This is a genomic window from Mesorhizobium sp. LNHC229A00 (genome assembly GCF_000502415.1).
Taxonomy (GTDB): Bacteria; Pseudomonadota; Alphaproteobacteria; order Rhizobiales; family Rhizobiaceae; genus Mesorhizobium.
Map to the genome: position 1 here is coordinate 67172 of NZ_AYWQ01000021.1, position 26914 is coordinate 94085.

Genomic DNA, 26914 nt, shown 5'->3' on the forward strand with positions numbered 1-26914 from the left:
ACCTTATGAAGTCGATCGTCATCCACGCCGCAAAGGACCTGAGGATCGAAGAGACCGATCCAGGCGTCCTCGGCGATGGGCAGGTCGAAATCGCTGTCGAAGTCGGGGGCATCTGCGGCTCGGATCTGCACTACTACAACCATGGCGGCTTCGGCGCGATCCGCCTGCGCGAGCCGATGATCCTCGGCCACGAGGTTGCCGGCACGGTGAAGGCCATCGGCGGCGGCGTTTCCGCGCTTGCCATCGGCGACCGCGTCGCTGTCTCGCCCAGCCGCCCCTGCAATGCCTGCCGCTTCTGCCTGCAAGGAATGCAGAACCAGTGCCTGAACATGCGCTTCTACGGCAGCGCCATGCCGATGCCGCACATCCAGGGGGCGTTCCGCCAGCGCCTGGTCGCCGAGGCGTGGCAGTGCCACAGAATAGCTGACCATGTCTCCATCAACGAAGCCGCGTTCGCCGAGCCCTTTGCGGTGACGCTGCATGCCATGAACCGTGCTGGCTCGCTGCTTGGCAAGCGCGTTCTGGTTACCGGCTGCGGTCCGATCGGCGCGCTTTGCATCCTGGCAGCCAGAGCCCACGGCGCGCGTGAAATCGTCGCCACCGATGTCATGGACGGCGTGCTGACAAAGGCCCTGGAGATCGGCGCTGACCGCACGATCAATGTCGCGACCGACGTCGAAAAGCTCGCGGCCTACAATGTCGACAAGGGCAGTTTCGACGTCATGTTCGAAGCCTCCGGCAACGAACGCGCCATGCGGTCCGGCCTCGATGTCCTGAAGCCGCGCGGCGTGCTGATGCAGCTCGGCCTCGGCGGCGACGTGTCGATCCCGCAGAACCTGATCGTCGCCAAAGAGATCGAGATGCGCGGTAGCTTCCGCTTCCACGACGAGTTCGCGCTCGCCGTCGATCTGATCAACCGTCGCCGGGTGGATGTCAAACTGCTGCTGACCGGCATCTATCCTCTCGACGAGGCGGTTGCGGCTTTCGAGATCGCCGGTGACCGAAACAAGTCGATGAAGGTCCAGATCGCTTTCAATTAGAGCATGATCCGCAGAAGTGGGAACCGGTTTTCGGAACAGAAGACCCTCAGGTGCTTTCGCGCTCGACAACGCGATAGCCGGTCAGGACGATCTCTTGGCCGTGGCGTTTCTCGTCGCCGCGGATCACCTGGATCAATCTTCGGGTAGCCTGTTGCCCGATGCCGTAGCAGTCCACATTCACGGTGGTGATGCCGGGATAGCAGAAGGCGGCGACCTCATAGTCGCCGAAGCCGGCTATCGCGATGTCCTGCGGCACTCGCATGCCCCGGCGCTTGCATTCCATAAGCGCACCGAAGGCCGAAAGATCGGAGACGCAAAGCACGGCCTCGGTGTCCGGCCAGCGTTCCAGCATGCTGACGACAGCCTGGCCGCCCTGCTCGATGGAGATCGGCGGCACGCCGAAGGAAACGAGCCGGCCGGTCGGCAGGCCAAGTTCCTCGATGGCCCTGACGAAGCCTTCGCGCCGCTGGCTGCCGCGCGTGTCGCGCGAGGTCGTGCCGCCGATATAACCGAACTTCCGGTAGCCCTTTTTTGCGAGCGTCTTGACCAGCAGCCCCATCGCCTCTTCGTTAGAGAACCCGACCACCTGATCGATGGGCTTTGCCGGCAACTCCCAGGTTTCGACCACGGGAATGCCGGCGCTTTTCAGAAGGCTGCGGGCGCGGTCTGTATGCGCGCCGCCCGTCAGGATGATGCCTTCGGGCCGCCGGCGCAGCATCGCCTCGATCAGTTGTTCCTCCTTCTCGACCGTATAGTCGGTGTAGCCGAGCAAGAGCTGGAGCCCAGTGCTTTCAAGCTCGTCCGTGATGCCGCGCGCCGTGTCGGCGAAGTTGGAATTGTTGATCGAAGGGACGATCGCGGCGACGAACCCCGTCTTGCGCGAGGACAGACTGCCGGCCGATTGGTCGAGCACGTAGCCGAGGTCGTTGACCGCCGCCATGATCTTTTCGCGCGTGGCCTTGGAAACCCGGCTGCCTTCCTTCAAGGCGCGCGACACCGTCATGGTCGACACACCGGCCCGCAGCGCCACGTCGACCATCGTCGGCGTGTGGCTTTCGCCCGGTCTCGATGCAGCTGCCTTGGCCATCACACTGCTCCACAGTACATCCCAGCCAATCTAACGTCCGCCAGACTTAGCGTTGCGCCCCATGTTATCGATATCACATAGCGATCACAAGAAGGTTTGGAGCCACTTCCCTTGGGAAACAGTCCAGCTTTGAAGCCTGCGGCTATGGCCTTTGTCGCGAAGTCCGGCAGCGGATCATCGCGCTTTCGTCCCCACNCGCAGCGCCACGTCGACCATCGTCGGCGTGTGGCTTTCGCCCGGTCTCGATGCAGCTGCCTTGGCCATCACGCTGCTCCACAGTACATCCCAGCCAATCTAACGTCCGCCAGACTTAGCGACTTGCGCCCCATGTTATCGATATCACCTAGCGATCACAAGAAGGTTTGGAGCCACTTCCCTTGGGAAACAGTCCAGCTTCGAAGCCTGCGGCTATGGCCTTTGTCGCGAAGTCCGGCAGCGGATCATCGCGCTTTCGTCCCCACACGACCTTCTGGTATCGGCCGATTGGAAGGGCGCCAACCTTTTCGAATTGCTGATGGCGGTGCCGCATTGCAGCTTCGCCGTATTCGCCGCTACCTTGATATGGAGCATTTGCGCGAGCACAAGAAGGAGAGGCTGAGTGCATTGGCCGTTTCTTCACGGCGTGCATCGAGCGCAAACTTTCCAGCGTCGACGCCAATCTGCTCAGCAACGTACTTTAACATTGCGCGAGGCGGAGTTTCATCGGCCGCTAGACTAACACCCTGCCCGGATATCGCATCAGGCAGAGCTGAACGGCAAATCCGAGCTGATTGTGTTCTCGTCTGCGAAGTCCAATCTCACCCAGTGGCGTGGGTACCGCAATAAGCTGGCGATGCGACCGAGCCTGCGGTGGTATCGGGGCCCTGCAGGGACGACAACGGATTGGGCGAATGAAATTATCTCGCCTCGGCCGTCGCTTCGCGGCCAGTACCCTCTCCGCTTTGCAGCCACTTGGTCCCGGGCTGTCGCACGGTTTTCCGGGTGTCCGATCTGCCGCACGAGCCCGCACCCGGCAGCTCCGCCATGCATGGAGCCGCCAACTACACGATGCGCGCACACCCACCGGAAATCGGGGCGAGGCCTGCAGTTCGGCACAGCTCGCCTCCCATCGCCTGAGATACTCATCGATCGGGACACCGGTGCGGCCGGGCCAACGGTTGGGTGCGCCCAGCGCCTCAACGCAATGGGGCGCGCTTTCATATTCGGCAAGGATGGTTACCGACATCGCCTGGGCGAAAGGATTGAGGCCGGGTATTTCGATCTCGCTGCGATGGTCGGCGAACCACACCGCAGCGTCGCGGGTGAGCCCCTGGCTGTCGGCGAGCGTGGTGTAGCCTCTAATGATGTTTTGGCGATACTCGGCAATGGCATCGCCGAATGCGGCATGCCTGCCTGGATGGCGTTCGGCTCGTCTCCGACCGCCAGCCGACGCGGCTGCGCGTCGATGAGCACACCTCCGGTACGCCGGCCATCTGGCTGCGTCCCGACGGCAGCAGCATGGCGTGGATCATCGTCGACATCGGCGAGCGCGACTGGTCAAGGCTTGCCCTACCAGTTCGGGCACGAACTCGGCCATGCTGTCACGGCCAACAGCTGGCAGGCCGACGCCAAGCCGGCACCGTCAATGCAGTACGCTGGTGCGGTGAGCGCTATGACCGCAGCGATTGACCTACAGAGGCAACAGGCTTGCCTCTGACGCACCACCTCCTGCTGGGCATCGGCATCGCTCTTGGCGATATCGGGAGGGGTGCTCTATGGCGATCGCGTCAACGTCCCAGCGCGCTTGGGAAGTCCGGCGGAGCCGGCAGACGCATACGGGCTTCATTCTGCGCGTCAGCGCGGCGGCCTTGCCTCTGCGTGGCGGTTCCGACGATCCTCGCCCACCTCGTCAGGCGATGCGCAACAGCTCGCGCATGCGGACCGGCAGTCGGGGCGAGGCTTGCAGTTCGGCACAGCTCGCCTCCCATCGCTTCAGGTACTCGGCGATCGGGATACCGGTGCGGCCGGGCCAGCGGTTAAGTGCACCCAGTGCCTCGACACAGTCCGGCGCGTGATCGTATTCGGCCAGAATGGTGACCGACATCGCCTGGGCGAAAGGATTGAGGCCAGGTATTTCGATTTCGCTGCGATGGCCGGCGAACCACGCCGCGGCGTCGCCCGTGAGCCCTTGGCTGTCGGCGAGTGCGGTATAGCCTCGGATGATGTTGTCGCGATACTCGGCAATCGCTCCGCCGAAAGCGTTGTCGTCGGCGAATGGGGGGTTCTCCTTCCAGCCCTTCGCCAGGCGCCCCAGGCCGCGCAGCGAGAAGGCCTCGACCATCGCCTCCTCGAGCCATTGGCAGGGCGGTGCCGGCTTGGCATCGACTTGCCAGCTGTTGCACGTGACATGGCCGAGCTCGTGCCCGAACTGGTAGGCAAGCTTCGACCAGTCGCGCTCGCCTATGTCGACAATGATCCACGCCATGCTGGTGCCGTCAAAGTGCAGCCAGACGGACGGTGCGCCTGACGTATGCTCGTCGACGCGAAGCCGCGTCGGCTGGCGATCGGAGACCAGGCGGACGCCATCCAGGCACGCATGCCGCATGCGCTCGACGACCTGATCTGCCGAGCGGGGAAGCATGTGGCCCCAATCGCCGGTGAGTTCCATGGGAGCGGAGAGAAGAGACGGAGTAGTCGGTGCCATGGTCGCATTGCTTTCCCCGCGGGCGTCCCGATCCGTCAACGCCGCAGGAAGCAGGCCTCCGGCCGCTGAGCCTCCCAAAAGTGTAACGAAATCTCGTCGTCGCACTCGATTCCTGATGTCCCACCGGTCACATATAAACTACCATGATAATCCACCAATGGTGAAGGCCCGGACAGTAGCTAGGGCATTGGAAGTGGGCAAGGCTATCTTTTCCCAAATGTAAACATCGGGCTACTCAGCCTTGAGACAGCCAAACTTCAAAATCTTGCGGCACCTTTCTATTGGATTGATCTTCCACACGATGATACGCAAGGACTTCGAGCGCGTTCCCAGCGCGGGGAGTGTCGGTCCGTTTAAGGCTCGCAGAAGGAGACAAACGTTGAGTGACAGTCATGACTTCGTGACCGCGGCAATGAAGATGCGAAATAGGTATCTTAATGTTCTGGAAGCATCGCTCACCGGAACCCTATATGGCGACGCGCCCATTGATCCGTGGACGGGCGGGAAATATGATCCGAACAAGCGTGCCCTTGGGCGGGATTGGCCGGGACTGGCGCAAACCATGATTGGCTCAGCGAGGATGCGCAATCTGCGGCATTTATGCGAAACTGTGATCTTGAATGATGTTCCTGGGGACTTCATTGAGACAGGAGTTTGGCGCGGCGGGGCATGTATTTTTATGAGAGGTATTCTTGCCTCGTACGCCGAGACTCAACGTCGCGTCTTCGCCGCTGACAGTTTCGCTGGCCTTCCTCCTCCGAGCCCGGAACTCTATGCAGCGGACGCTGGGGACATTCACCACACGCATACGCAACTGGCGATCTCCCGGAAGGACGTGGAAGAAAACTTCCGCAGATATGACCTGCTTGACGAGCAAGTTGTCTTCCTTGAAGGCTGGTTCAAGGACACACTCCCCAGCGCTCCGATACAAAAATTAGCGATTCTCAGACTTGACGGAGACATGTATGAATCAACAATTCAAGCTCTTGACGCGCTTTATCGCAAGCTATCATACGGTGGATTTGTAATCATTGATGATTACTTTCTCGCTCCGTGCGCTCAAGCTGTAAATGAATTCCGGAATAGAGAGGGTATTACGTCACCATTAATTCCAATCGATGGCTGCGCAGTGTGGTGGAGGGTTACCGATCTTGCAAATCACGATTGACAAAGTTCTTCATTGGGCGAAGCCGTTAACACTCTTACCGATACAGGAGTGGGGCGTTCTGCTTCCTGCAAGTAAAAGCCGAACACGCAGGAATCACTACCTCGCTTCTTGTGGCTCGTGACGCTCATAGCCGGGGACCATCCAAGTTTTCGCTTTGTGTTAGAAAATTTGGCAGGCTTGCGTACGCTGTTAATCCAGAGCCTAGCACCAACTCTCCCTTGAGCGAGAGCAGCAACTCTATGAGGCCTTCCTTGAGATCAACACCAAATGTGCATCCCACATACGCATGAACCACAGGATGATAGTCGTGTATGCCCGCATAGGCACCTGTCGTATCGGCATCCAAAAACAAAGCGTCATTGCGATACTTCTCCGGAACCAGCTGTCTTAGGTGGGTCTTGGATTGAGTGCTCGCAATGCAAATTGTGGCATCAAGTCCTGCCACCCGGCTTAATGAGTCCAGTGAATGCCGAAGCTTTTCGAACTCCGAATGGTCGTTTCCGAGCCAGAAATGAATGAGCGGTCGAAAGAGTGAAAAAACGCTTTGAGCCTCCGTGTCGCTGTCGAGTATTTTGACTCGCTCGGGAATGAGTTGCTCGAGAGCCGCATTGCTTGGCTCAAAGACGATTTGCGGGCGCCTCTCGATCAGCTTCAGGGCAGCTGGCCCGAATGCGACCTTACGACGGAAGGCAATTGCTCCCGGTGCAAGCGACGCCGCCAGCGCGCTGGATTCAGCCGGGCGCTCTCTGCCAAAGTCGATCGGCTGCGCGGCCAAGGAGTGTACCCGTCGATCGGTGTGGCTGAGCCAAGAGTAACGGCGCAGAAGCGTCAAACCTTCGATCGTGTCCTCCCTAACCAGCTGGTAACGCTCCCAGTCCCGACACCAATCCTTTAGGCGAACCAAGCCATCCAGGTCTGATCCCAGATAGTGGTCGCCGGCACGGATGCCGATGCTGCCATCGGAAAAATTCTCAATATCGCAATCGAGATTCGTGGGAACCATTTTCGTGCTGGTATCGCTGTCAAATCTCCCTGCCGATAGCTGGCGAACTTCCCCAGGAGATTTTCCTCGCCTCAGCAATCGGCCCTTCTGACCCGCTAACTCAATCACGAGGCTCCACGCCGCAATACCAAAGGGTGCATGGCGAACCAGTCTGGAATCGGTATCTAAGAATACTACTGTATCATGATGAGTAATGAGGTAATACTGATCTGGCAACGACAGAACATTCTCGAGTACTAGTGAAGCGCCGGCGCCTACAGTGTCGTGGTCGGCGTTGCTGACAGCCCTGGCATGGGAACGGCCGGACTCATCGGAGGTTCCCAGACTCTCATCGCCCCGATCGTCAGCGGCGACTGCGATGGAATTTGCGATGCTCCAGCGGCCGTCTTGTCCCAGCTCTCCCGCGCCGATGAACATACGATCAACCCGAACTTTGCCCAGAGCCGAGCGCGGATTGTCCGCATAGTTATTCGGCATGTGCCACACCAACGCGAAGGCCGGGGCCGTATCAGATTTCCGATAAACTGGAGTAACGTAGCGACTTTGGAAGGGCGCCGGGACATTTTCCAAGCACAGCCCCATTGCTGCCCGCTCCGCCACACCCCATGGACATACTGTCCCGCTTGCCTGTCGATCGAACGAGGGCGACTGGACATATTCCGCACCTAGTTCGAGATCGAGGATGAACAGGGGATTGTAGGGGTTCGGCATGTTCACTAGCACCATGTCACCAAGTACCACATGGGATTGAACTGGCACGTAAACCGGCCAAAAAACGTCGCTGGCGGTGAAGCCGCCAAGGGCTTTACTGTATTCCACCCGAATGAATGACGGCAGCAGCCCGAATCGGCGAAGTGCCTCACGGTATTCGACGAAATAGCAAAAATTGAGGAAGCTAAGGCGAATGTCGTTCTCGAGATAGATGAAATGCGTGTAGCGACCGGGATTCTCGTAGATGAACTCCCTGGCGATGATCGTCTTGTGACACCACGTCAGATCCCAACCGTCGGTCAGATCACCGTAACTGCGAACAGACACCTCGTTCGGCGGCAGCGTCTCTCTGCAAAGGCGATTGAGTAGGCTCAATTCATCTTTTTGGAGCGTGTTCGTTACGATTATGACATCCATCGCGGCCACCGGATATTCCGCAAGCGAGCGCAGGACTTCCGCTAGATAGCCAAGGCGTGTTCGATCGAAGTGAAAAGTAATAGCGCAAAGGATGCGAGCTCCCTGCGCATTTTCAGAAATTATGTGGTTTGACAAAACACGCAAACACGAGAATCCTTATGTTCCGAATATTTAACAAGACGTCCAGATTTTGGCACAGTTCAGATGTTTGCTGATTCTATCAGGTCAACCCATTCAAAAATTGAATATTTCCAATCGAACTTCCGAGCCGCTTCCTGGATCGAACAGCATTTATCTACATAAGCGGCTGAATTTTCCTTATAATGTCGTAGCGTGGCTGTCGTAAAGCTTTTGAACTTGTTGGGCTCCACCGGGGCAACGATACCACCCCCGTGATAAGCCTTGAGCGGGAAATGCCCCACTGGCGTGCCGATCACAAGCCGTCCGGCGGCCGCCGCTTCCATGACAGGTAACTGAGCAGCCTCGCTGATTGAACTGGTCACCACGGCGTCAACCGATTTGTAGAAGTCGGGCATATCGTGAAAGGAGGTTTGATTTCCGGTTGAACCCGCGACTTTGAACGCGAGACCCGCATCCAGTGTAGCTGCCTCCGCGAGATCGCCACGTTTCCACTCGACTCCATAAGTCTTGACGGACATGGAGGAGGCGTAACCAACTGTTGTCAGGCATTCCGGGACCTTGGCATAGAATTCATCGTAGTTAATGCCTAGCGACGCAACCATTGGGGCGCGCGACACACCCCGCATCATTGACGCGCAATATACGTACTCGCTCACCACCCCATAGTTAGCAAATTTGTCGAAGACATCGATCCCCTTCTGCTCACTCAACATTCGAATGTCGAATTCATGATGTGAAACGGCGATGATTTTTTCGTACGGAATGCCATATGCACCGACCAATGTGGAAATTCCATCTGGAGCCGCTATAATGAGATCGTAATAAAGACTAATCTCTTGAATGCGGTCAGCATTATCCATCTGCCAGTCTAGTATATCTACTATATAGCCCTGCTCATGGAGATGCCTACACAAATCATAATACACACGCCCATGCGACCACTTCGTGTATCCATAGATTAGTATCTTCCTGGCCCGTGGTTGCCTGTTCGCGTTCACCCGTATTGAAGGATGAACAATATAGCTCTCAATCCCTCGTCGATCGAAGGCGAGATCACTGGAGCGCCAGGCGTTGCCAAGTTCGAACCCAGGCGTCTCAGTGCACCAGATCTCCGAAGCGATGAATAGCTCCCAAGTGCTGCAAACGGCAGCGCAGAGCCTCATTTGGCCGTCAGGTGTGGCCGACAAGAAAAGACCGCCGGATTTCAGCGTCAGCAGACCACGCTCCAGCGGTATCAATTCGAATGTCGTGGGATCGACTGTCGGATTTTCGCGCCCCGACTGTGAGACGGAAAAGCAGGTTTCAGCATAGCAGGCAATCGGTTGGTGTGAACCGTTGACGACATGGGTCAACTGACCCAGACGGCTGCCTCCGGAACACGCGCCCGACTCAAAAAATGCGTTCGCCAGACTGCTCTCGATGGGGCCGTGTCGCAACTCACCCGTGACGGGCTCGACGTACATGACGGTGCCGAACACAGTAAATAGCCGCGCAGGTTTGAAAGAAGAACCGCTCATGCGCCTGCTCGTAAGCTGTCTCTGTGACCGATGAAAAAATCAAGGTTGTCCCTGAGACGCTGGTTGTTCGGATCGAGTTCAAGAGCTGTTCGCCCCCACTCGACCGCCCGGGCCATGGCATTGAGGCGCCACGACGCGATCGCACCGAGATCATACAGCCGAAAGCCCCAGCAGTTTGGATCGTCCAGATAACTACCGGTGCGGTGGGTCTTCTCGATCCCATTGGTGCAGGCCCAGAAGAGGTTCAGCCAGTCGGCCTTGCCGTGGAACTCCTCTGCCAGGTCGAGCCACATTTCGCGCCGGTGAGGCGCTTCCATCCGGGCCTTGTCCAGCCAGGACAATCTCTGCTCCGGCCGCATGCGCGCGATGTAACGCATCGCCTCGGAGCGTTCTTCCGCCCACTTGCTTGTCGGCAAGTCAAGGTAGCGCTCAAGCAACGGAACGGCCCGCTCATGTTGGTTGGCCCACATCAAATCCCGTCCGAGCCAGAAGCAGATCTGCGCGTCGTCGGGGTCTTCCTTGTGTGCCACCTGCATCAGCGGCAGGTAGTTGCTCCTTGTTGGCTTGGCGAGGTCCTGCACCTCGAACATGATAATGTCACTGCTGTTCGCCGTGACTTCCGTTTCTCCGGTGAAGACCAGAGCTTCGTGGACTGGCCGCCTGAAGCGATATCCCCAGCGATGATGAAAGTTTTTCGCCGGCCAGCTACGAAGTGGGGTCGGATTGTCGACGCTCGCTCTGTACACTGTCTGACAATAAAGGGCTGTCGTCTCGGGAGTCCAGGCCGCCTCGAGCTTCGGCCGCCAGCCGGGCTCGAGAAACCGGTCCATATCCATTGTGCAGCACACATCGACGTCGTCGGGGATAAGCGCCATGGCGGCGTTGCGAGCGTCGTCGAAGCGCCAAGGGCGCACCGCTATCCGGTGCACCGTAACGCCGGCCGCAGTCAGCCGTTCCGCCGTGTCATCGGTGCTGCCGGTGTCGGCCACAATGCGATAGTCGGCGTCGACGGCCGAATTGGCCCAGCGCTCCGCGTTTGCGGCCTCGTTCAACGCAATGGTGTAGACGGCTACTTTCACCAGAAATCTTCCATAGGATCTATGCTCGAAAGGAGTAAGTTCGGTAGACAAAACGTATCGGCCTGGCGATGTATGGATTGGTGTCAATCATGGTAAGAATTGACTTCATCTCTTCATAAGGATCAACACCGATCGAGCGAAGATATGAGTAAAATGCACCCGTCTCGTGATTGCTTACTTGGGTATGCCGCATCAGAAATTCGTCGACGATGCCGGCAGTCCAGCGGTCCGCGAGGTGATGACCCCAATATAGGTCGAGTCCCCATCCCGAGATTGATAGGTCAAAGGAATGGAGCATCTCCTTCAGGAAAGCGCGCCTGAAGAAAGGGGCCATAACCTCGACCCAATTCGTGATCCGCAGCTTGAGGCCAGGATGCTCGCGTGTCAGCCCCATCGCGTCGACACAATCCGGAGTCAAGGCGGGCTGAGCGAGATCAAGCGAATACTCATCGCAAATGGCAAAAAAAGCATCAGGATTGAAGAGAATTTCTATATCGTCATCAAGGAATAGAACTCCCTCATAGATGTTATGAAGGCCTGTAGCCTCGAAGAACCGTTTAGCGCCATGCATTTTTGATCGGCCGCCGGCAAAAACAATTTCGGCCCTATTTCGAAGAATGTCATCCGGGTGTGGCGTGGCGTAGTAATTTACGGCGAGGTCGTACTGGCGCTCCTCTTCGGGAATCTCGGAAAAAAAGGAAGGGCGGCGCTTCGATCCGGCTCGTATCAGAATCAGATAGCGCCTTGGGTCAGGCGGGACGGACAGCAGCTGAATATCGTTCGAATTCTCAAACATTCAATTTGGTCCGATACGACAACGAGGGTTCTCGCTGCGATTTTTACCGAAGATGCCCTGTTTCTGCGCGCTTTCGTATGGCCACGAGGCCGCCCGTCAGCTTCGCCCGGTTCAACTCATAGTGGCTGTCGAAGAACAGAACCTCTGCGAACTGACCTGCAAGCGCGCTCACCCCCAGCGGATCGATCGAGCGCGCACTGCCGTGCTGCTGGATTTCCCGCAGCAAGTTCTTCGTCAGCGTGATCTTGGCGGCATCCTCGCCGGGCGGCTGCCAGTCGAGGTCTTCGAGAAAATACCAACCACCCTCGGCGAGCAGCGGGAAGAACTCGCGGAGCGTCAACTGCTCGTCGAACGAGGCGTGACTGCCGTCGTCGATGATCACGTCGAGCGATCCCAGATCGAGCTTCGCGGCAACGCCGCGCAGGTCGTCCAGCTTGGATTGGTCGCCGACAAACGACTTGAACCGTTCATTGTTGAGCTGCGAAAAATCCGTCAGGTCGACACCAACCACCTGGCAAAACGGAAAATAGCTTTGCCAAAGTGAGACGGAAGGGGTCTCGGTCTGGTTGCCTTCGGCCAAACCACGGCACAGACCGATCTCCATCAGTCGCCGCATGGACAATTTTCGGCTCGACAGCAGGCGATCGTAGATCCGGGCATAGGCGTGTCGGTTTCCGGTGTGCCGGTTCTTGTCGGTATTGAAGCGATCGGCGAGACTTGTGAATGTGGGGAAGCTTTCGAGTGGGCTGATCAGCGTCGAAATAAGCGGCGCCCCTTCGCCGCCCGGCCGGGCCTCGTTGCGCGCCGTCCACAGGTGGATGCCGAACACCCGTTCATCGCTCAGATAGTCGGCCAATTCCGTTATCGGCTTCTCGAACCGGTCGATCTCATTCCAATCGATCGTGTTGAAGAACATCGGGCTGAACACCCATTCTCGCAGTTCCGCTCCCGCATCGGAGGCTATGTAGTCGGATAGCAGCTTGGGGCCGATGTCTCCGAATTCCTTGCCGCTGGTGTCATGGAAGCGCGAGATCGACATCTCGTACAGCGCCCTGAGGTGGCGGCTATAGGGCTTGGCATAGATGATGTTGCCGCAAACAAAATGACCTTTGTGCGATCCGCGCCATTGCAGATTGAAGAAATGATCGCCGCGAAACGGGAACGGCCGCAGCAGGATGACGTCGCAGTCCATCCATAGCCCGCCATGCTCGTAGAGCAGGGCGTAGCGGAAGATATCGCTGAAATACCTGATCTCGGAGCCGGCGACGATCCGCTCGAACAAGGCCCGCGGCATGACGTCGTCTGCATTGCGGACTTCGACCCCATGCGCGACGATGAACTCCAGCTTCTCCGGCGCATAGCTCCACACCCGCACCGGATGGCCCGCTGCCCGCATCGACGTCGTGGCGGCAATCATGGTGCGATGCTCGGCCTTGTCGGACATCACCTGGTAGAAGCAGTTGATCTGCGGAAGGGCGGTGTCGTCGCCGCCAAGGAAGGGAGAAATCCGCGTGTCGAACTGGCGCGATCGTTCCCGTCGCTCAAGCGGAGAATCGACGTCGCGCAGAAACGGCGCGAGATCATGGAAGATCTCATCTGTCGACTTGATGCCGCTGGCGCCTACGTCCTTGCCTTCCGACGCCGTCTGGCTGGCATCACACATGGCCCCATCGTCTTCAGCGCGTTCAGGCTTGACCCCTGCTTTCGTTGGCGTGCTGCTGTGCCCACCGGCCGACGTCAGCCTCGACGCTGTATCAGCCAGACCCGATGGCAGGCCATCCACGTCCTCCAGCAGCGACCTCACCTCCGCCTCCTCGACGGTCGCGATCCAGGACTGGCTGTCGGTGATGCTATAGGAAATCAGCAACTGCCTTTCGTCCGGGTGCCACGCCAGCCCGGCGGCGAACTCGACGCCCTTTTTGTCGAAGAAGAACGGACGGCTTACTTTTCGCAACGTGTCGGCTTCATCGAACCAGACGAACCGGTGCAGGTAATAACGCCGCTTCTCCGCTGTCCGCCACTGGACTTCATGAATCAAGGCGAGCCATCCGCCGGCGAATGCGATCAGCTGGGTTCCACCCCTGAAACTCTGGGCGGCAATCGCGGGAGAAGTCTCGCTGAGCGTCGCGCCCTGCTCGTCCACAATCCGGGTGGGGTCGCAGAGGTAGATGAACCGCAGCGTCTCTGCCCCTGCCCCCGTCTTGCCGGGCTTTACATGCGGCATCCAATTCTTCTCGTGCACACGCGGCCCTGTCGGATGGAGCACGCGCCAGTCAGTCAGCCGACAGGCGCCACTCTCGTCGATGCGCGCGACGACCTGCTCGCACCAGCCCTCCTCTGTCAGCTCGCGTACGCATGAGACGCCCCACAGCGCATCACGCCAACCGAACAGGCGCATGTCCTCGAATCCGAGAACCCGGCCATTAGCGGGGTCCGGCATGTCAACTGGCGGCAAAATCTCGCTTGCGGACTGGATGGCAAGTTCATCGCTCAATCGGAGCAGGAAATTGCGCGTGTGAACCGGAGCGCCGCCCGGCGTGTCGTATTGGAGGTTGTCTTCGGCCAGGGTGTAATTAACCGTCCGCTGCAGGAACACGATCTGGTCGCCCAATCGAGCCACCGACGGGTTTGATGGCCGATAGCCATCGGGCGCCGTGAAGCCGACCGGACGCGCGCTGAAGGACGGCATCATTGTCTTGGCGGGCTGCACATAGAAGAACAGGTTGGACCACGCCAGTTCCCTAGGGCCGTCGCCAATGGTCCGGTTCAGAGATCGGAAGAGCACACGNGCTGCACATAGAAGAACAGGTTGGACCACGCCAGCTCCCTCGGTCCGTCGCCAATGGTCCGGTTCAGCGCCAGCCAGTTGCAAGCCGCGAAGCCGCGGTCCTTGCGCACAGGATCGCGCGAATAGTTCGCGGCGATCGCAAACTCTTCCAGCAGGCCTGTCGTGTAGACGTAGTCCTCGAGAAACAGGATGTCCTGCTCGGGCCGCTTGATCGCCAGCCCCGCTTCGGAAAACAGCAGACTGGCATCGTTCATTCCCTTGTCGCGGTAGAACCTGGCGAGGTCATAGAGCGGCTCAGCACGTTGCGGCCGTTGATTGAAGGCGGCAAGCGCCTGCTCAACGAAGCCAGGCTCGTCGCCGAGCTTGCGCAAGCAGCGGGCCCCCTGCAGGCGTGCGTTCCACGCTTCCTCGTCCCAGCCGCCCATCACGGCGCGTTTGGCGTAAGCCACCGCAGCCTCAGCCGTCCGGCCGGCGTCGCGATAGGATTGCGCCAGATAGAACCAATAGCGCTGATTTTCCGGTTCCCTATCAAGACCTTCGAGCAACAGCTTCGCGTCACGCTCGAACTTGTCGACCCGGTTCGATCCGCTGGCGTGGTCCTTGTACCAGGCACTGCGCAGTTCCAGCACACCGTCGGGCACGTCGAGATATTCATGGGTCACGCCGTGATAGCGCGCGCCGGCGTCGCGCCTGACCAGGCGGGTGTTCCAATAGGTCAGGCCGGACTCCGATCGCTGCAGCAGCCGGTAGCCCGGACTGACGAGTTGTTCTCGGAAGCCTACGTCCTCGACCACCAGTTCCATGTCGGCGTCGTCAAATAGCAGATAGTCGTAAGCGAGTGCCGAGGCGTAGGCGTGATCAAGTGCCGCATTACGCGCCTGCTCGAAATTCAGGAAGGGAAACTCATGCAGTTCGCCCGGCAGGTTGCGGGCAGCGAAGAACGATTTGATGAAATCCTGGGTCCCGTCGGTCGAGCCGGTATCGCCGATGACCCAGCAGTCGATGTGGTCGGCCACCGCTCCAAGGCAGCGCTGAAGGTTCGCCATCTCGTTCTTGACGATCATGTTGAGGCAGAGGCGCTTGCGGCTTGTCATCTGAATCGTCGGCTCCGAGCGGCGGTCCGTCACGCCGCCCCTCGATTAGTTCACCGCCATTTGCCAGGTGTCGTCAAGATCGAGAAACGTCGAACCGAGGTTCTAAGTGGCGTCCCGCCAGAGGAGTGCCACGCTTGACGTTGACCAATTGCGACATGGCAAGGGCTGGAGAGGAGACGTTAAGGGCAGGGTTCTGAAGAACAATTTTCAGCAACTGCGTTAAAGAATGGCCCCCATCCGCTCCCTGATCAATTATCCGTTCGCTTATAGTTTACAAATCCCTAATTTTCTGTTTACTAATATACAGCTTTGAGGGGCACTCGCGCAGATCGCGGGTGGGTTGGCGTTCTTGAGAGGGTTTTAGAAGTTCTGGAGTAGCTAGGCCACTTCGCGGCTGAACAGGTGCGTTCGCAAAGCGTGCGCTGCCGCGTATACGTTTGTCCTTCTGCTGGAGGCGGACGGGTTCCCGTTCCGGAGATCCCTCTCAAGTTTTCGCCGAGACATCGGCGTGAACATGACGGGAGTGAGTCGTGAGTCCGGTAGAATCGCGTGCGCATCGCAGGAAATGTGAAGCATCAGCTTCGCCACCCCCAACCATTCGCGGCTGGACATCGGAGCCGATCGAGAGATCGGTTATCGGTCTGCCGCCTGCCAGGCGAACAATCGAAACATCAGCGCGGCGCGCCATTGGAACACTTGGTGCACAAAGGCGCCCGGCGTCGCCCACCCACCCACCAGATGCCACCCACCCGCAAGACCGACCGCGTCGCGCTCGGTCGGGCGCTTCTAGAAGGCCGAACGCGAAAGGCGCCGCGGAGTCGCTGCGACCGAGGAGGATAGTATGAGTTACACAGCAGGGTTTGCGGTTATGGAAGTCACGGTTAGGGGCGTTTTGCCGATCGGTGATGCGACCGAAAATGTGACTTATTTTATCCTGGACACGGCCAAGAGTGCGATCGTTGGCCAGGTCATTCTTCCCAAGGCCGTCAAGCGAAGTCTCGCCGTGGCTGTCACCGTTAAGGTTCCGGCCGCAGCCGGTCCATTTGCGATTGGCACGTTTGACGATGGCGGGAATTTCCAGGCCTGCAGCTTCCTCCGCGTAGAGAGCCCCGCTGTCGAACGTCCCGACGGCGCCGTCGGGCCGTCTGGAAGATGACCGCGCCCAAGCCCTCCTCCCGACCGCACGCCGGCCAAGCCCGGCGGTTTCCTCTTGAACAGAATTCGAAGCCAACAGGAGCCAGTCATGGCCCGCGCCTCTGAAATTCTTTTTGTCGATCCTTCGATCTCCGACCTCGAGACTGCTATCGGCAACATGCGACCGGAGGTTCGAGCGATCGTGCTCGATAGCCGTCGACCAGTTGCGAAGCAGATCGCTGCCGCATTGGCCGAGCACAATGGACTCGACGCGGTGCACATCATCGCGCATGGCGCGCCTGGCCGGGTTAGCTTCAGCGCCGGAGAGTGGTCGGTCGCCACATTAAAGGAAGCGGCTGGGGATCTTGCCGCAATCGGCAGGGCGCTTGGAGCGGACGGCGAACTGCGGCTTTGGAGCTGCGAGACGGCATCTGGGAATGCTGGCGAGAGCTTCGTAGCGGCGCTGGAAGAGGCTGTCGGCGCGGACGTCCGCGCATCGAGATCGCTGGTTGGCGCAGCCGCCTTGGGCGGCACCTGGGAATTATCCACACAGGTTAGAGCGCCTTTGCCGCCGCTGACTTCGCATGGTGTGGCAAGTTACACCGGTGTGCTTGCAACATCGGGCGATCTGACACTTACTGGACTTATAGCTACTGGTAACGGAAACAATATCAACACGTACTACCTTGTCGATACAAATGGTACGGCTCTTAACTCCGACGACACAGTCGTCGGTAGCTTTAATCTTCCATCTGGAAGCAACGGAAGAGTCCCAACTTTTTCCGCAACTATTACAGTTCCGGACGTTACTCATACCTATCTAATTTACGATAGCGGCTTCGACCTGTATGGTACACTTACTCCTGTCGACGCCGACGGCAATCCGAACAATGGCCTCCAACTGACCAACCCGCCGACTTATTCTTTCGTCACCACGCCTATCAACGATTTCGGGCCGGGCAATGACGGCAATCACTTTGCTAACGGCACCCTAACTGTCGCGAGTGCTGGCACCGTGGGTGCGACAGGCCCCGCAGGCCCGACCGGAGCCACGGGTGCTACCGGCGCAACAGGCTCGACCGGCGCAACGGGCGCGACAGGAGCCACGGGCTCTACTGGCGCGAGCGGCTCGTCGGGTGCGACTGGCTCGACTGGAGCCACGGGCGCGACAGGAGCCACGGGCTCTACTGGCGCGAGCGGCTCGTCGGGTGCGACTGGCTCGACCGGGGCCACGGGNGGCTCTACTGGCGCGAGCGGCTCATCGGGTGCGACTGGCTCGACCGGGGCCACGGGTTCGACCGGGGCGACCGGGGCGACAGGAGCAAGCGGTGCAACCGGCTCTACTGGCGCGACCGGCGCGACGGGTGCGACCGGTGCGACCGGTGCCACAGGCTCTACCGGCGCCACAGGTTCGACTGGCGCGACCGGAGCGGGCGGTGCAACCGGCGCGACCGGAGCCACAGGTGCGACCGGCGATACGGGTGCCACAGGTTCGTCTGGCGCCACAGGTTCGACCGGTGCGACCGGAGCGAGCGGTGCAACCGGCGCGACCGGAGCCCCAGGTGCGACCGGCGATACAGGAGCGACAGGTTCGACCGGCGCAACCGGGGCCACAGGCGCGACTGGCTCGACTGGTGCAACGGGCTCTACCGGGGCGACTGGCGCGACTGGTGATACCGGAGCGACTGGTGATACCGGAGCGACTGGTGATACCGGAGCGACTGGNCACTGGCTCGACCGGCGCAACAGGTTCGACCGGAGCGACCGGCTCGACTGGCGCAACCGGCTCGACCGGTGCCACTGGCTCGGCCGGCGCAACAGGTTCGACCGGAGCGACCGGCTCGACTGGCGCAACCGGCTCGACCGGAGCGACTGGCTCGACCGGCGCAACAGGTTCGACGGGCGCGACGGGTGATACCGGAGCAACCGGTGCCACTGGCGCGACCGGAGCCACAGGTGCCACGGGCTCGACGGGTGCCACAGGCTCGACCGGCGCCACCGGCTCAACCGGAGCAACCGGAGCAACCGGTGCAACTGGCTCGACCGGCGCCACAGGCTCGACCGGCGCAACTGGCTCGACTGGTGCAACAGGCTCGACCGGAGCGACAGGCTCGACCGGCGCAACTGGCTCTACCGGGGCCACCGGCTCGACCGGCGCAACTGGCTCTACCGGGGCCACCGGCTCGACCGGGGCAACCGGTTGGACGGGTGCAACTGGCTCGACCGGAGCGACTGGCTCGACCGGAGCAACTGGCTCGACCGGAGCAACTGGCTCGACCGGTGCCACTGGCTCGACCGGAGCAACTGGCTCGACCGGAGCAACCGGGTCGACAGGCGCCACCGGTTCGACCGGAGCGACCGGTTCGACTGGAGCAACCGGGTCCACCGGTGCGACTGGCTCGACCGGAGCAACCGGGTCCACCGGTGCGACTGGCTCGACCGGGGCCACCGGGTCCACCGGTGCGACTGGCTCGACCGGAGCAACCGGATCGACCGGGGCAACGGGCTCTACCGGAGCAACTGGTTCAACCGGAGCGACTGGCTCGACCGGTGCCACGGGGTCGACTGGCGCGACCGGAGCGACTGGCTCGACCGGAGCAACCGGATCGACCGGGGCAACGGGCTCTACCGGTGCGACTGGCTCGACCGGCTCGACCGGCTCGACCGGTTCGACCGGAGCGACCGGCTCTACCGGGGCAACTGGCTCGACCGGTGCAACAGGTTCGACCGGAGCGACTGGCTCGACCGGAGCGACAGGCTCGACCGGCGCCACCGGCTCGACCGGAGCAACCGGTGCAACTGGCTCGACCGGCGCCACAGGCTCGACCGGCGCCACTGGCTCGACTGGTGCAACAGGCTCGACCGGAGCGACAGGCTCGACCGGAGCAACCGGCTCGACCGGTGCCACTGGCTCGACCGGCGCAACCGGCGCGACTGGTGCAACCGGCTCGACCGGTGCCACTGGCTCGACCGGTGCCACTGGCTCGACCGGTGCCACTGGCTCGACGGGCGCAACAGGCTCGACTGGCGCAACCGGTGCCACAGGTGCGACCGGCTCGACCGGTGCCACGGGCTCGACTGGTGCAACCGGAGCCACAGGTGCGACCGGCGATACGGGTGCCACAGGTTCGACCGGTGCCACGGGTGCGACTGGCGCCACGGGCTCGACCGGAGCAACCGGTTCGACCGGAGCAACCGGTTCGACCGGTGCCACTGGTTCGACCGGAGCGACTGGCTCGACTGGAGCCACCGGTTCGACCGGAGCGACAGGCTCAACTGGTGCAACAGGCTCGACCGGTGCGACTGGCTCGACCGGTGCCACTGGTTCGACCGGAGCGACAGGCTCAACTGGTGCAACAGGCTCGACCGGAGCGACTGGCTCGACCGGTGCAACAGGCTCGACTGGTGCCACTGGCTCGACCGGAGCAACTGGCTCGACCGGAGCGACAGGCTCGACCGGTGCCACTGGCTCGACCGGCGCAACGGGTTCGACGGGTGCCACAGGCTCGACCGGAGCAACGGGTTCGACCGGTGCAACAGGCTCGCAAGGTCCGACAGGCCCGACCGGAGGAACGGGTTCGGGTGGTGGTGACACTGGCCATGCCAATAACGGCCACGGCAACGGAGAACAGCCCGCGCCGGGTAATTCCGGGGACCACAACAATGCCGACAACAGCGGACACCAAGGTCAGGGCAACTCTGGCGGCGGGAACGGCGGGCACAATGCCAACGTCACCGCCAGAACGCTGGGGCTCAAGGACACGACGCAATTCCTGCAGCCGAGCTCGAGCGGAAACGGCAGTGATCCCGGCGGCCAGGCGTCGTTCCGCAACCTGATCGGGCTTGCAGCCACATCGGTGACGACAGACCTGCTGAACGTCCTCAAGACGGTTAGCGGATCTGGTCAGAACCCGAACAAGCCGACGGGGGCGAGCACGGATCTCACCTCGGACCAGACCAAGCCTGGCGCCGGCTACGCCAGCAACGACCATACCGTCAAGACGACACTGAAGGATCTCTTGAAGCCGCATGAGTGAGCGGCAAACGGACCGGACGGTGAATGGTCCGGGTTGAGAACGGGCGCGCGGGCTTCGCTGGAAGCCCGCGCGCCGATCGTTGTTCCTTGTTGGCTTCCTGCAGCGCCTCCATCGCCGATCATGGTCAGACCAGCTGGGCACCCGGCAAACTCCGCCGCTGGCCCGGCCACGGGGATTATTCACAGGTTCACAGCAACTGAAAGAAAGCCGGCAAGTATTCGATTTCAGGAACAATTTGGGCGAGGCAGATGCCTCACTATTGAGTGAGGTCTGCTGCCTCGCTCTCCGAAATTTACCAATTCCCTACTTAATAGTTTACAAATGCCTAATTTTCGAATTTACTAATATGCGGGGTATGGAGGGTGCCCGCAGATCGCACGGTCGGTGGCCGTAAGGTCTGTGCAGGTGGGTTGGACAGGGATCGGGTAGCAAGGCAATTTCGCGCATGAAGAAGGTGCGTCCACAGGGCGTACCGTTACATGTCGCGTCCGTTGCCTATGCTTCGGCGGAAGGCAGACGGTTTCCCATTCCGGAGTTCACTCGCGAGTTTGCCGTCGAGACATCGGCGGCACCGGCGATGGGAGTTGGGTGGCTGTGAGTCAAGTGTTGTCGCGTGTGCCCCATGGGGGCGTCGGTGCATTCCCGCGGTTCGACGGGCGCCGGATTGATCCGCTACCGGACGCTGCGACTGATCGCCCGAACGCGGGGACTGATGCGCCCCGCCCTTCCGAAATCCTTTTCGTCGATCCCTCAGTAGCCGATCTCGGCACGGTCCTCGCGAACCTGAGGCCACAGGTCGAAGCGATCCTGCTCGACTCCGAGCGCCCGGCCGCGCGCCAGATTGCGCTGGCGCTCGAAGGGCGCGACGGCCTCGACGCGGTGCACGTCATCGCCCACGGCGCGCCCGGCCTGGTGTGCTTCGCGGCCGGCGAATGGTCGGCGCGGACGCTGCAGGACGATGAGGCCGATCTCGCCACGATCGGCCAGGCGCTGGGCGAGGACGGCGAACTGCTTTTGTGGAGCTGCAACGCCGGCGCCGGTGCTGCCGGAACCGATTTTGTCGAGGCGCTGTCTCGAGCGGCGGGAACGCCAGTCGCGGCCGCCGACGACCTGGTTGGGTCGCCGGCGCTTGGCGGCGACTGGAAATTAAACATGCGAACGAGAGAGGCCGCGGCGCGGCCGCCGCTGACCCCGGGGGGTATCATGAATTACGCAGCAGTGCTGGCTGTGCCATTGACCTCGACGGGCCAAGGCGAACGGCTCACCGTTTTCGGGCAGTGGCCTGCCGGCACAGCGGCGGGCACGTATTTCATCGTCCTGAACGAAGGCGGGACACTGAATGTCGTCGGGCAATTTATCGTTCCGACAAATTTCGGCGGCACTTTTGCGATCTCCGAAGCCCTTCCTGCCGGGCGCTACACTGTGGGTCCAAGCGCTCCAGGCCCGAATACGATCGCGGTCTACAATGGCCGCTGGAGTTCTTCTGGCAACAATGCTGGGACATGGTCCGTCGGCGACTTCAACCCGGCGATATCGGCAACCCTGAACAACATAGGTGACGTCACCCCCAACCAGACTGACCGGGGGGCAGCAAGATGAACAACGCTCGCGAGATCGTCTTCATCGATCCGGCCATCGCCGACATTGCCTTGCTTGTCGCAGGGCTGAGGCCGGGCGTTCAGCCGGTTCTTCTGGGCGGCGCAAGACCCGCTTGCCAAGAGATCGCGCACACCTTGCGCGGCCGCGAAGGCCTCGATGCGATCCACATCGTCGTCCATGGTCGCCCGGGTGAGCTCAGCTTCAGCAGCGGTGCACTTTCGCTTGCGAACGTCGACCGGTATTTCGACGATCTCGCGGCGATCGGTATTGCCCTGGAGCCTGATGGCGATCTGTTGCTGTGGGGCTGCAGCACAGGCGGAGGCGCTCGCGGTCGGGCGTTTGTAGATGCACTGTCGCAAGCAGCCGGCGCGCCCGTAACGGCGGCGACGGGTCTCGTCGGCGCGGCAGCGCTCGGCGGAAAGTGGGAGCTGGAGGCGCTGCCGGGTCGAACTGCGGCGCGACCGCCGCTAACGGTGATGGCGACGGAGCAATATGCGGGGGTGCTCGCCGAAACGATAAATGTAACCAGTGCGGGTATCTGGTACCTCTATGGATCTTGGCCTGTCAATACAACAGCGGGGACATACTTTGTAGTAATTACCAATAGCTCTGGCGCACAGACTGTCGTTGGTAATTTTGTCGTTCCCGCAGGCAGTGCGGCAGGTAATTATACGATTCCAGTATTTGTTTCTAATACTGGTAGTTATGACGTCGGTGACGCTTCTGTCGGGCCCCCGGCGTCCGGCACTTTTGATATTAGTGTATACAACGCGACCTTCAATTCGAGCAACGGCTCAGGTGCAGGACAGTATACAGTCAACAATGAACAGACCGGATCAATAACCACCAGTATGCTGGCTGCCAATGCCACTGGTGCCACTGGTGCGACCGGTGCCACGGGCTCGACCGGCGCCACGGGCTCGACCGGCGCCACGGGCGCGACTGGCGCCACAGGTTCAACGGGCGCCACGGGCTCGACCGGTGCCACGGGCTCGACCGGCGCCACGGGCGCGACTGGCGCCACAGGTTCAACGGGCGCCACGGGCTCGACCGGTGCCACGGGCTCGGCCGGCGCCACAGGTTCAACCGGCGCTACGGGTGCGACCGGTGCCACAGGTTCGACGGGCACCACAGGTTCGACGGGCGCGACGGGTTCGACGGGCGCTACGGGTTCGACCGGCGCCACTGGCTTGACCGGCGCGACTGGCTCAACCGGCGCCACAGGCGCAACCGGCGCCACAGGTTCGACGGGCGCCACGGGCGCTACCGGAGCCACGGGTTCGACAGGTGTTACGGGCGCGACCGGCGCCACAGGTGCGACCGGATCCACGGGCTCGACGGGTGCAACGGGTTCCACCGGAGCTACGGGGGCTACTGGCGCCACAGGTTCAACGGGCGCAACCGGCACGACTGGCTCAACCGGGGCCACAGGTTCAACTGGCGCTACTGGCTCAACCGGCGCTACCGGAGCCACGGGCTCGACCGGAGCAACCGGAGCTACGGGCACGACAGGCGCCACAGGCGATACGGGCGCCACAGGTTCGACAGGTGCAACCGGCGCCGCGGGTTCGACCGGAGCAACCGGAGCCACAGGTGCGACCGGCGATACCGGCGCCACGGGTACGACCGGAGCAACTGGCGCCACGGGTGCGACAGGCGATACAGGTGCCACGGGTTCGACCGGAGCAACCGGAGCCACGGGTGCGACCGGCGATACCGGCGCCACGGGCTCGACCGGAGCANGACCGGAGCAACCGGAGCCACGGGTGCGACCGGCGATACCGGCGCCACGGGCTCGACCGGAGCAGCCGGTGCCACGGGTGCGACCGGCGATACGGGTGCCACGGGCTCGACGGGTGATACCGGAGCGACTGGCTCGACCGGAGCAACAGGCGCCACGGGTGCGACAGGCGATACGGGTGCCACGGGCTCTACAGGGGCCACGGGCTCGACCGGAGCAACCGGTGCCACGGGTGCGACCGGCGATACNGGTGCCACGGGTTCGACCGGAGCAACTGGCGATACCGGAGCGACGGGCTCAACTGGTGCAACTGGCGATACCGGAGCGACTGGCTCGACTGGAGCAACCGGAGCCACAGGTGCGACTGGCGACACCGGTGCAACGGGCTCTACAGGGGCCACGGGCTCGACCGGAGCAACCGGTGCCACGGGTTCGACCGGAGCAACCGGTGCCACGGGTGCGACCGGCGATACAGGTGCCACGGGTTCGACTGGAGCAACTGGTGCCACAGGCGCGACGGGTGATACCGGAGCGACTGGCTCGACCGGAGCAACAGGCGCCACCGGTGCAACCGGCGATACCGGAGCCACGGGCTCTACAGGTGCCACGGGTTCGACTGGAGCAACTGGTGCCACAGGCGCGACGGGTGATACCGGAGCCACAGGTGCGACCGGCGATACAGGTGCCACGGGTTCGACCGGAGCAACCGGAGCCACAGGTGCGACCGGCGATACNGGTGCCACGGGTTCGACCGGAGCAACTGGCGATACCGGAGCGACGGGCTCAACTGGTGCAACTGGCGATACCGGAGCGACTGGCTCGACCGGAGCAACCGGAGCCACAGGTGCGACCGGCGATACGGGAGCCACGGGTTCGACAGGAGCAACTGGAGCCACAGGTGCGACCGGCGATACAGGTGCCACGGGTTCGACCGGAGCAACCGGAGCCACGGGTGCGACCGGCGATACCGGCGCCACGGGCTCGACCGGAGCANGGAGCAACCGGTGCCACGGGTGCGACCGGCGATACGGGTGCCACGGGCTCGACTGGAGCCACGGGCGCAACGGGCGCAACCGGCGATACGGGTGCCACGGGTTCGACCGGAGCAACTGGCGATACCGGAGCCACCGGTGCGACCGGCGATACCGGTGCCACGGGCTCGACCGGAGCAACCGGAGCCACAGGCGCAACTGGTGATACGGGCGCCACGGGCTCTACAGGGGCCACCGGCGCAACAGGTGCGACTGGTGATACAGGCGCAACGGGTTCGACCGGAGCAACTGGAGCCACAGGCGCGACCGGCGATACCGGAGCGACGGGCTCAACTGGTGCAACTGGCGATACCGGAGCGACTGGTTCGACTGGAGCAATCGGAGCCACAGGTGCGACTGGCGACACCGGTGCAACGGGCTCGACCGGAGCAACTGGAGCCACAGGTGCGACCGGAGATACGGGTGCGACCGGCGATACCGGAGCGACTGGCTCGACCGGAGCCACAGGCTCGACTGGCGCAACTGGTTCGACCGGCGCCACCGGCGATACCGGAGCGACTGGTGATACGGGTGCAACGGGTTCGACTGGTGCCACAGGCTCGACTGGAGCAACTGGTGATACCGGCGCCACAGGTTCGACTGGCGCAACCGGAGCCACAGGTGCGACCGGCGATACGGGTGCCACGGGTTCGACCGGTGCCACCGGCGATACCGGAGCGACTGGCTCGACTGGAGCAACCGGAGCCACAGGTGCGACCGGCGATACGGGAGCCACAGGCTCAACTGGTGCAACTGGCGACACCGGAGCGACTGGCTCGACTGGAGCAACCGGGGCCACAGGTGCGACCGGCGATACGGGTGCCACGGGTTCGACCGGCGATACCGGAGCGACCGGTTCGACTGGCGCAACCGGAGCCACAGGTGCGACCGGCGATACGGGTGCCACGGGTTCGACCGGNGTTCGACCGGTGCCACCGGCGATACCGGAGCGACTGGCTCGACTGGAGCAACCGGAGCCACAGGTGCGACTGGCGATACGGGTGCCACGGGTTCGACGGGCGCAACCGGCGATACCGGTTCGACCGGAGCCACAGGTGCGACCGGCGATACAGGCGCCACAGGTTCGACTGGAGCCACGGGCTCGACCGGCGCAACCGGAGCCACAGGTGCAATAGGCGATACCGGCTCGACCGGAGCCACAGGTTCTACGGGTGCGACCGGCGATACGGGCGCCACGGGTTCGACAGGTGCCACCGGAGCCACAGGCGCGACCGGCGATACGGGAGCCACGGGTTCGACTGGAGCAACCGGCGCCACAGGTGCGACCGGCGATACGGGTGCGACCGGCGATACAGGCGCCACAGGTTCGACTGGAGCCACGGGCTCGACTGGTGCAACTGGAGCCACAGGTGCGACCGGCGATACCGGCGCCACGGGTTCGACGGGCGCCACCGGTGCAACCGGCGATACGGGTGCCACAGGCTCGACTGGAGCAACCGGTTCCACAGGCGCTACCGGCGACTCCGGAGCAACTGGCTCAACTGGGGCAACCGGTGCGACCGGCGACACCGGAGCGACCGGTTCGACCGGTTCGACCGGAGCAACCGGAGCCACTGGCGCAACTGGTGATACCGGCGCCACAGGTGCGACCGGCGATACCGGCGCCACAGGCTCGACCGGAGCAACCGGCGCCACAGGTGCGACCGGCGACACGGGTGCCAGGGGCGCTACCGGGGCAACCGGAGCCACAGGTGCAACAGGACATACCGGAGCGACGGGCTCTACCGGGGCGACTGGCTCCACAGGTGCAACTGGCTCGACCGGCTCTACCGGCGCAACAGGTCATACCGGGGCGACTGGTGCCACCGGCTCCACAGGTGCAACTGG

18 protein-coding genes and 1 pseudogene are annotated in these 26914 nt (G+C 61.9%); 10 read left to right on the plus strand and 9 right to left on the minus strand.

The annotated features are described in order from the left end of the window. Positions 1-5: 5 nt before the first annotated feature. Positions 6-1040, plus strand: a complete 1035-nt coding sequence (locus X742_RS143730) for an L-idonate 5-dehydrogenase (RefSeq protein ID WP_023774727.1) — start codon at positions 6-8, stop codon at positions 1038-1040. Between the two features lie 46 nt (positions 1041-1086). Here the strand turns inward: X742_RS143730 and X742_RS143725 are convergent, their stop codons facing one another. Beyond that, on the minus strand, positions 1087-2127 hold the full coding sequence (locus X742_RS143725; protein WP_023774728.1) for a LacI family DNA-binding transcriptional regulator: 1041 nt from the start codon (positions 2125-2127) through the stop codon (positions 1087-1089). A 349-nt stretch (positions 2128-2476) separates the two neighbouring features. On the opposite strand from X742_RS143725, the gene X742_RS1000000176780 reads away from it, so the two are divergent. After that, the gene (locus X742_RS1000000176780; RefSeq protein ID WP_084569649.1) at positions 2477-2725 is read left to right on the plus strand and encodes an HWE histidine kinase domain-containing protein; all 249 of its coding nucleotides are present in this window, start codon (positions 2477-2479) and stop codon (positions 2723-2725) included. A 10-nt stretch (positions 2726-2735) separates the two neighbouring features. Here the strand turns inward: X742_RS1000000176780 and X742_RS1000000173100 are convergent. Then, positions 2736-2926, minus strand: a pseudogene (locus X742_RS1000000173100) (DUF4158 domain-containing protein); the annotation flags it as partial. A 578-nt stretch (positions 2927-3504) separates the two neighbouring features. Between X742_RS1000000173100 and X742_RS143720 the strand changes: the two are divergent. Further along, positions 3505-3795, plus strand: coding sequence for a hypothetical protein (locus X742_RS143720; RefSeq protein ID WP_023774729.1), 291 nt, complete (start codon positions 3505-3507; stop codon positions 3793-3795). 220 nt (positions 3796-4015) lie between these two features. On the opposite strand, the gene X742_RS143715 is transcribed toward X742_RS143720, so the two are convergent. Next, complete coding sequence (locus X742_RS143715; protein WP_084569650.1) at positions 4016-4810, minus strand: hypothetical protein; 795 nt, start codon at positions 4808-4810, stop codon at positions 4016-4018. A gap of 379 nt (positions 4811-5189) precedes the next feature. On the opposite strand from X742_RS143715, the gene X742_RS143710 reads away from it, so the two are divergent. Continuing rightward, positions 5190-5978, plus strand: coding sequence for a TylF/MycF family methyltransferase (locus X742_RS143710; RefSeq protein ID WP_245275620.1), 789 nt, complete (start codon positions 5190-5192; stop codon positions 5976-5978). Between the two features lie 124 nt (positions 5979-6102). Here X742_RS143710 and X742_RS143705 read toward each other — a convergent pair whose 3' ends face one another. The 6 genes from X742_RS143705 to X742_RS1000000176785 form a co-directional block, all read right to left on the minus strand. Next, positions 6103-8253, minus strand: a complete 2151-nt coding sequence (locus X742_RS143705; protein WP_156939450.1) for a hypothetical protein — start codon at positions 8251-8253, stop codon at positions 6103-6105. A gap of 56 nt (positions 8254-8309) precedes the next feature. Then, complete coding sequence (locus tag X742_RS143700) at positions 8310-9767, minus strand: glycosyltransferase (protein WP_023774733.1); 1458 nt, start codon at positions 9765-9767, stop codon at positions 8310-8312. Then, positions 9764-10846, minus strand: a complete 1083-nt coding sequence (locus tag X742_RS143695) for a glycosyltransferase (protein ID WP_023774734.1) — start codon at positions 10844-10846, stop codon at positions 9764-9766. Before X742_RS143695 ends, X742_RS143700 begins: the two co-directional genes overlap by 4 nt. A gap of 19 nt (positions 10847-10865) precedes the next feature. Beyond that, complete coding sequence (locus tag X742_RS143690; protein ID WP_023774735.1) at positions 10866-11642, minus strand: DUF707 domain-containing protein; 777 nt, start codon at positions 11640-11642, stop codon at positions 10866-10868. Positions 11643-11685: 43 nt separating this feature from the next. After that, the gene (locus tag X742_RS1000000171640) at positions 11686-14253 is read right to left on the minus strand and encodes a glycosyltransferase (protein ID WP_198019252.1); all 2568 of its coding nucleotides are present in this window, start codon (positions 14251-14253) and stop codon (positions 11686-11688) included. 155 nt (positions 14254-14408) lie between these two features. Then, the gene (locus tag X742_RS1000000176785) at positions 14409-15524 is read right to left on the minus strand and encodes a glycosyltransferase (RefSeq protein WP_156939452.1); all 1116 of its coding nucleotides are present in this window, start codon (positions 15522-15524) and stop codon (positions 14409-14411) included. A gap of 841 nt (positions 15525-16365) precedes the next feature. On the opposite strand from X742_RS1000000176785, the gene X742_RS143680 reads away from it, so the two are divergent. The 6 genes from X742_RS143680 to X742_RS1000000176625 all read left to right on the plus strand — a co-directional run bounded on the left by X742_RS143680 (position 16366) and on the right by X742_RS1000000176625 (position 26202). Then, entirely contained in the window at positions 16366-16680 is a 315-nt protein-coding gene (locus X742_RS143680; protein WP_031248464.1) for a hypothetical protein, read from the plus strand. Positions 16681-16836: 156 nt separating this feature from the next. Next, a complete protein-coding gene (locus tag X742_RS1000000176050; RefSeq protein ID WP_245275624.1) occupies positions 16837-18573 on the plus strand; it encodes a DUF4347 domain-containing protein in 1737 nt (578 codons plus the stop codon). Positions 18574-18858: 285 nt separating this feature from the next. Then, complete coding sequence (locus X742_RS1000000176055; protein ID WP_023774739.1) at positions 18859-20250, plus strand: hypothetical protein; 1392 nt, start codon at positions 18859-18861, stop codon at positions 20248-20250. 265 nt (positions 20251-20515) lie between these two features. Then, positions 20516-20695: a hypothetical protein gene (locus X742_RS1000000176060; RefSeq protein WP_023774740.1), complete on the plus strand. Its 180-nt coding sequence runs from the start codon at positions 20516-20518 to the stop codon at positions 20693-20695. Positions 20696-21310: 615 nt separating this feature from the next. Then, positions 21311-22294, plus strand: coding sequence for a DUF4347 domain-containing protein (locus X742_RS143675; RefSeq protein ID WP_245275625.1), 984 nt, complete (start codon positions 21311-21313; stop codon positions 22292-22294). After that, positions 22291-26202, plus strand: coding sequence for a DUF4347 domain-containing protein (locus X742_RS1000000176625; protein WP_280800201.1), 3912 nt, complete (start codon positions 22291-22293; stop codon positions 26200-26202). Before X742_RS143675 ends, X742_RS1000000176625 begins: the two co-directional genes overlap by 4 nt. The last annotated feature ends 712 nt before the right edge of the window (positions 26203-26914 follow it).

Coding starts and splice junctions, on each gene's coding strand:
- X742_RS143725 (WP_023774728.1), bottom strand. CDS start 2,127: ATGGCCAAGGCAGCTGCATCGAGACCGGGCGAAAGCCACACGCCGACG.
- X742_RS143720 (WP_023774729.1), top strand. CDS start 3,505: ATGCGGCATGCCTGCCTGGATGGCGTTCGGCTCGTCTCCGACCGCCAG.
- X742_RS143700 (WP_023774733.1), bottom strand. CDS start 9,767: ATGAGCGGTTCTTCTTTCAAACCTGCGCGGCTATTTACTGTGTTCGGC.
- X742_RS143715 (WP_084569650.1), bottom strand. CDS start 4,810: ATGGCACCGACTACTCCGTCTCTTCTCTCCGCTCCCATGGAACTCACC.
- X742_RS143680 (WP_031248464.1), top strand. CDS start 16,366: ATGAGTTACACAGCAGGGTTTGCGGTTATGGAAGTCACGGTTAGGGGC.
- X742_RS143730 (WP_023774727.1), top strand. CDS start 6: ATGAAGTCGATCGTCATCCACGCCGCAAAGGACCTGAGGATCGAAGAG.
- X742_RS143690 (WP_023774735.1), bottom strand. CDS start 11,642: ATGTTTGAGAATTCGAACGATATTCAGCTGCTGTCCGTCCCGCCTGAC.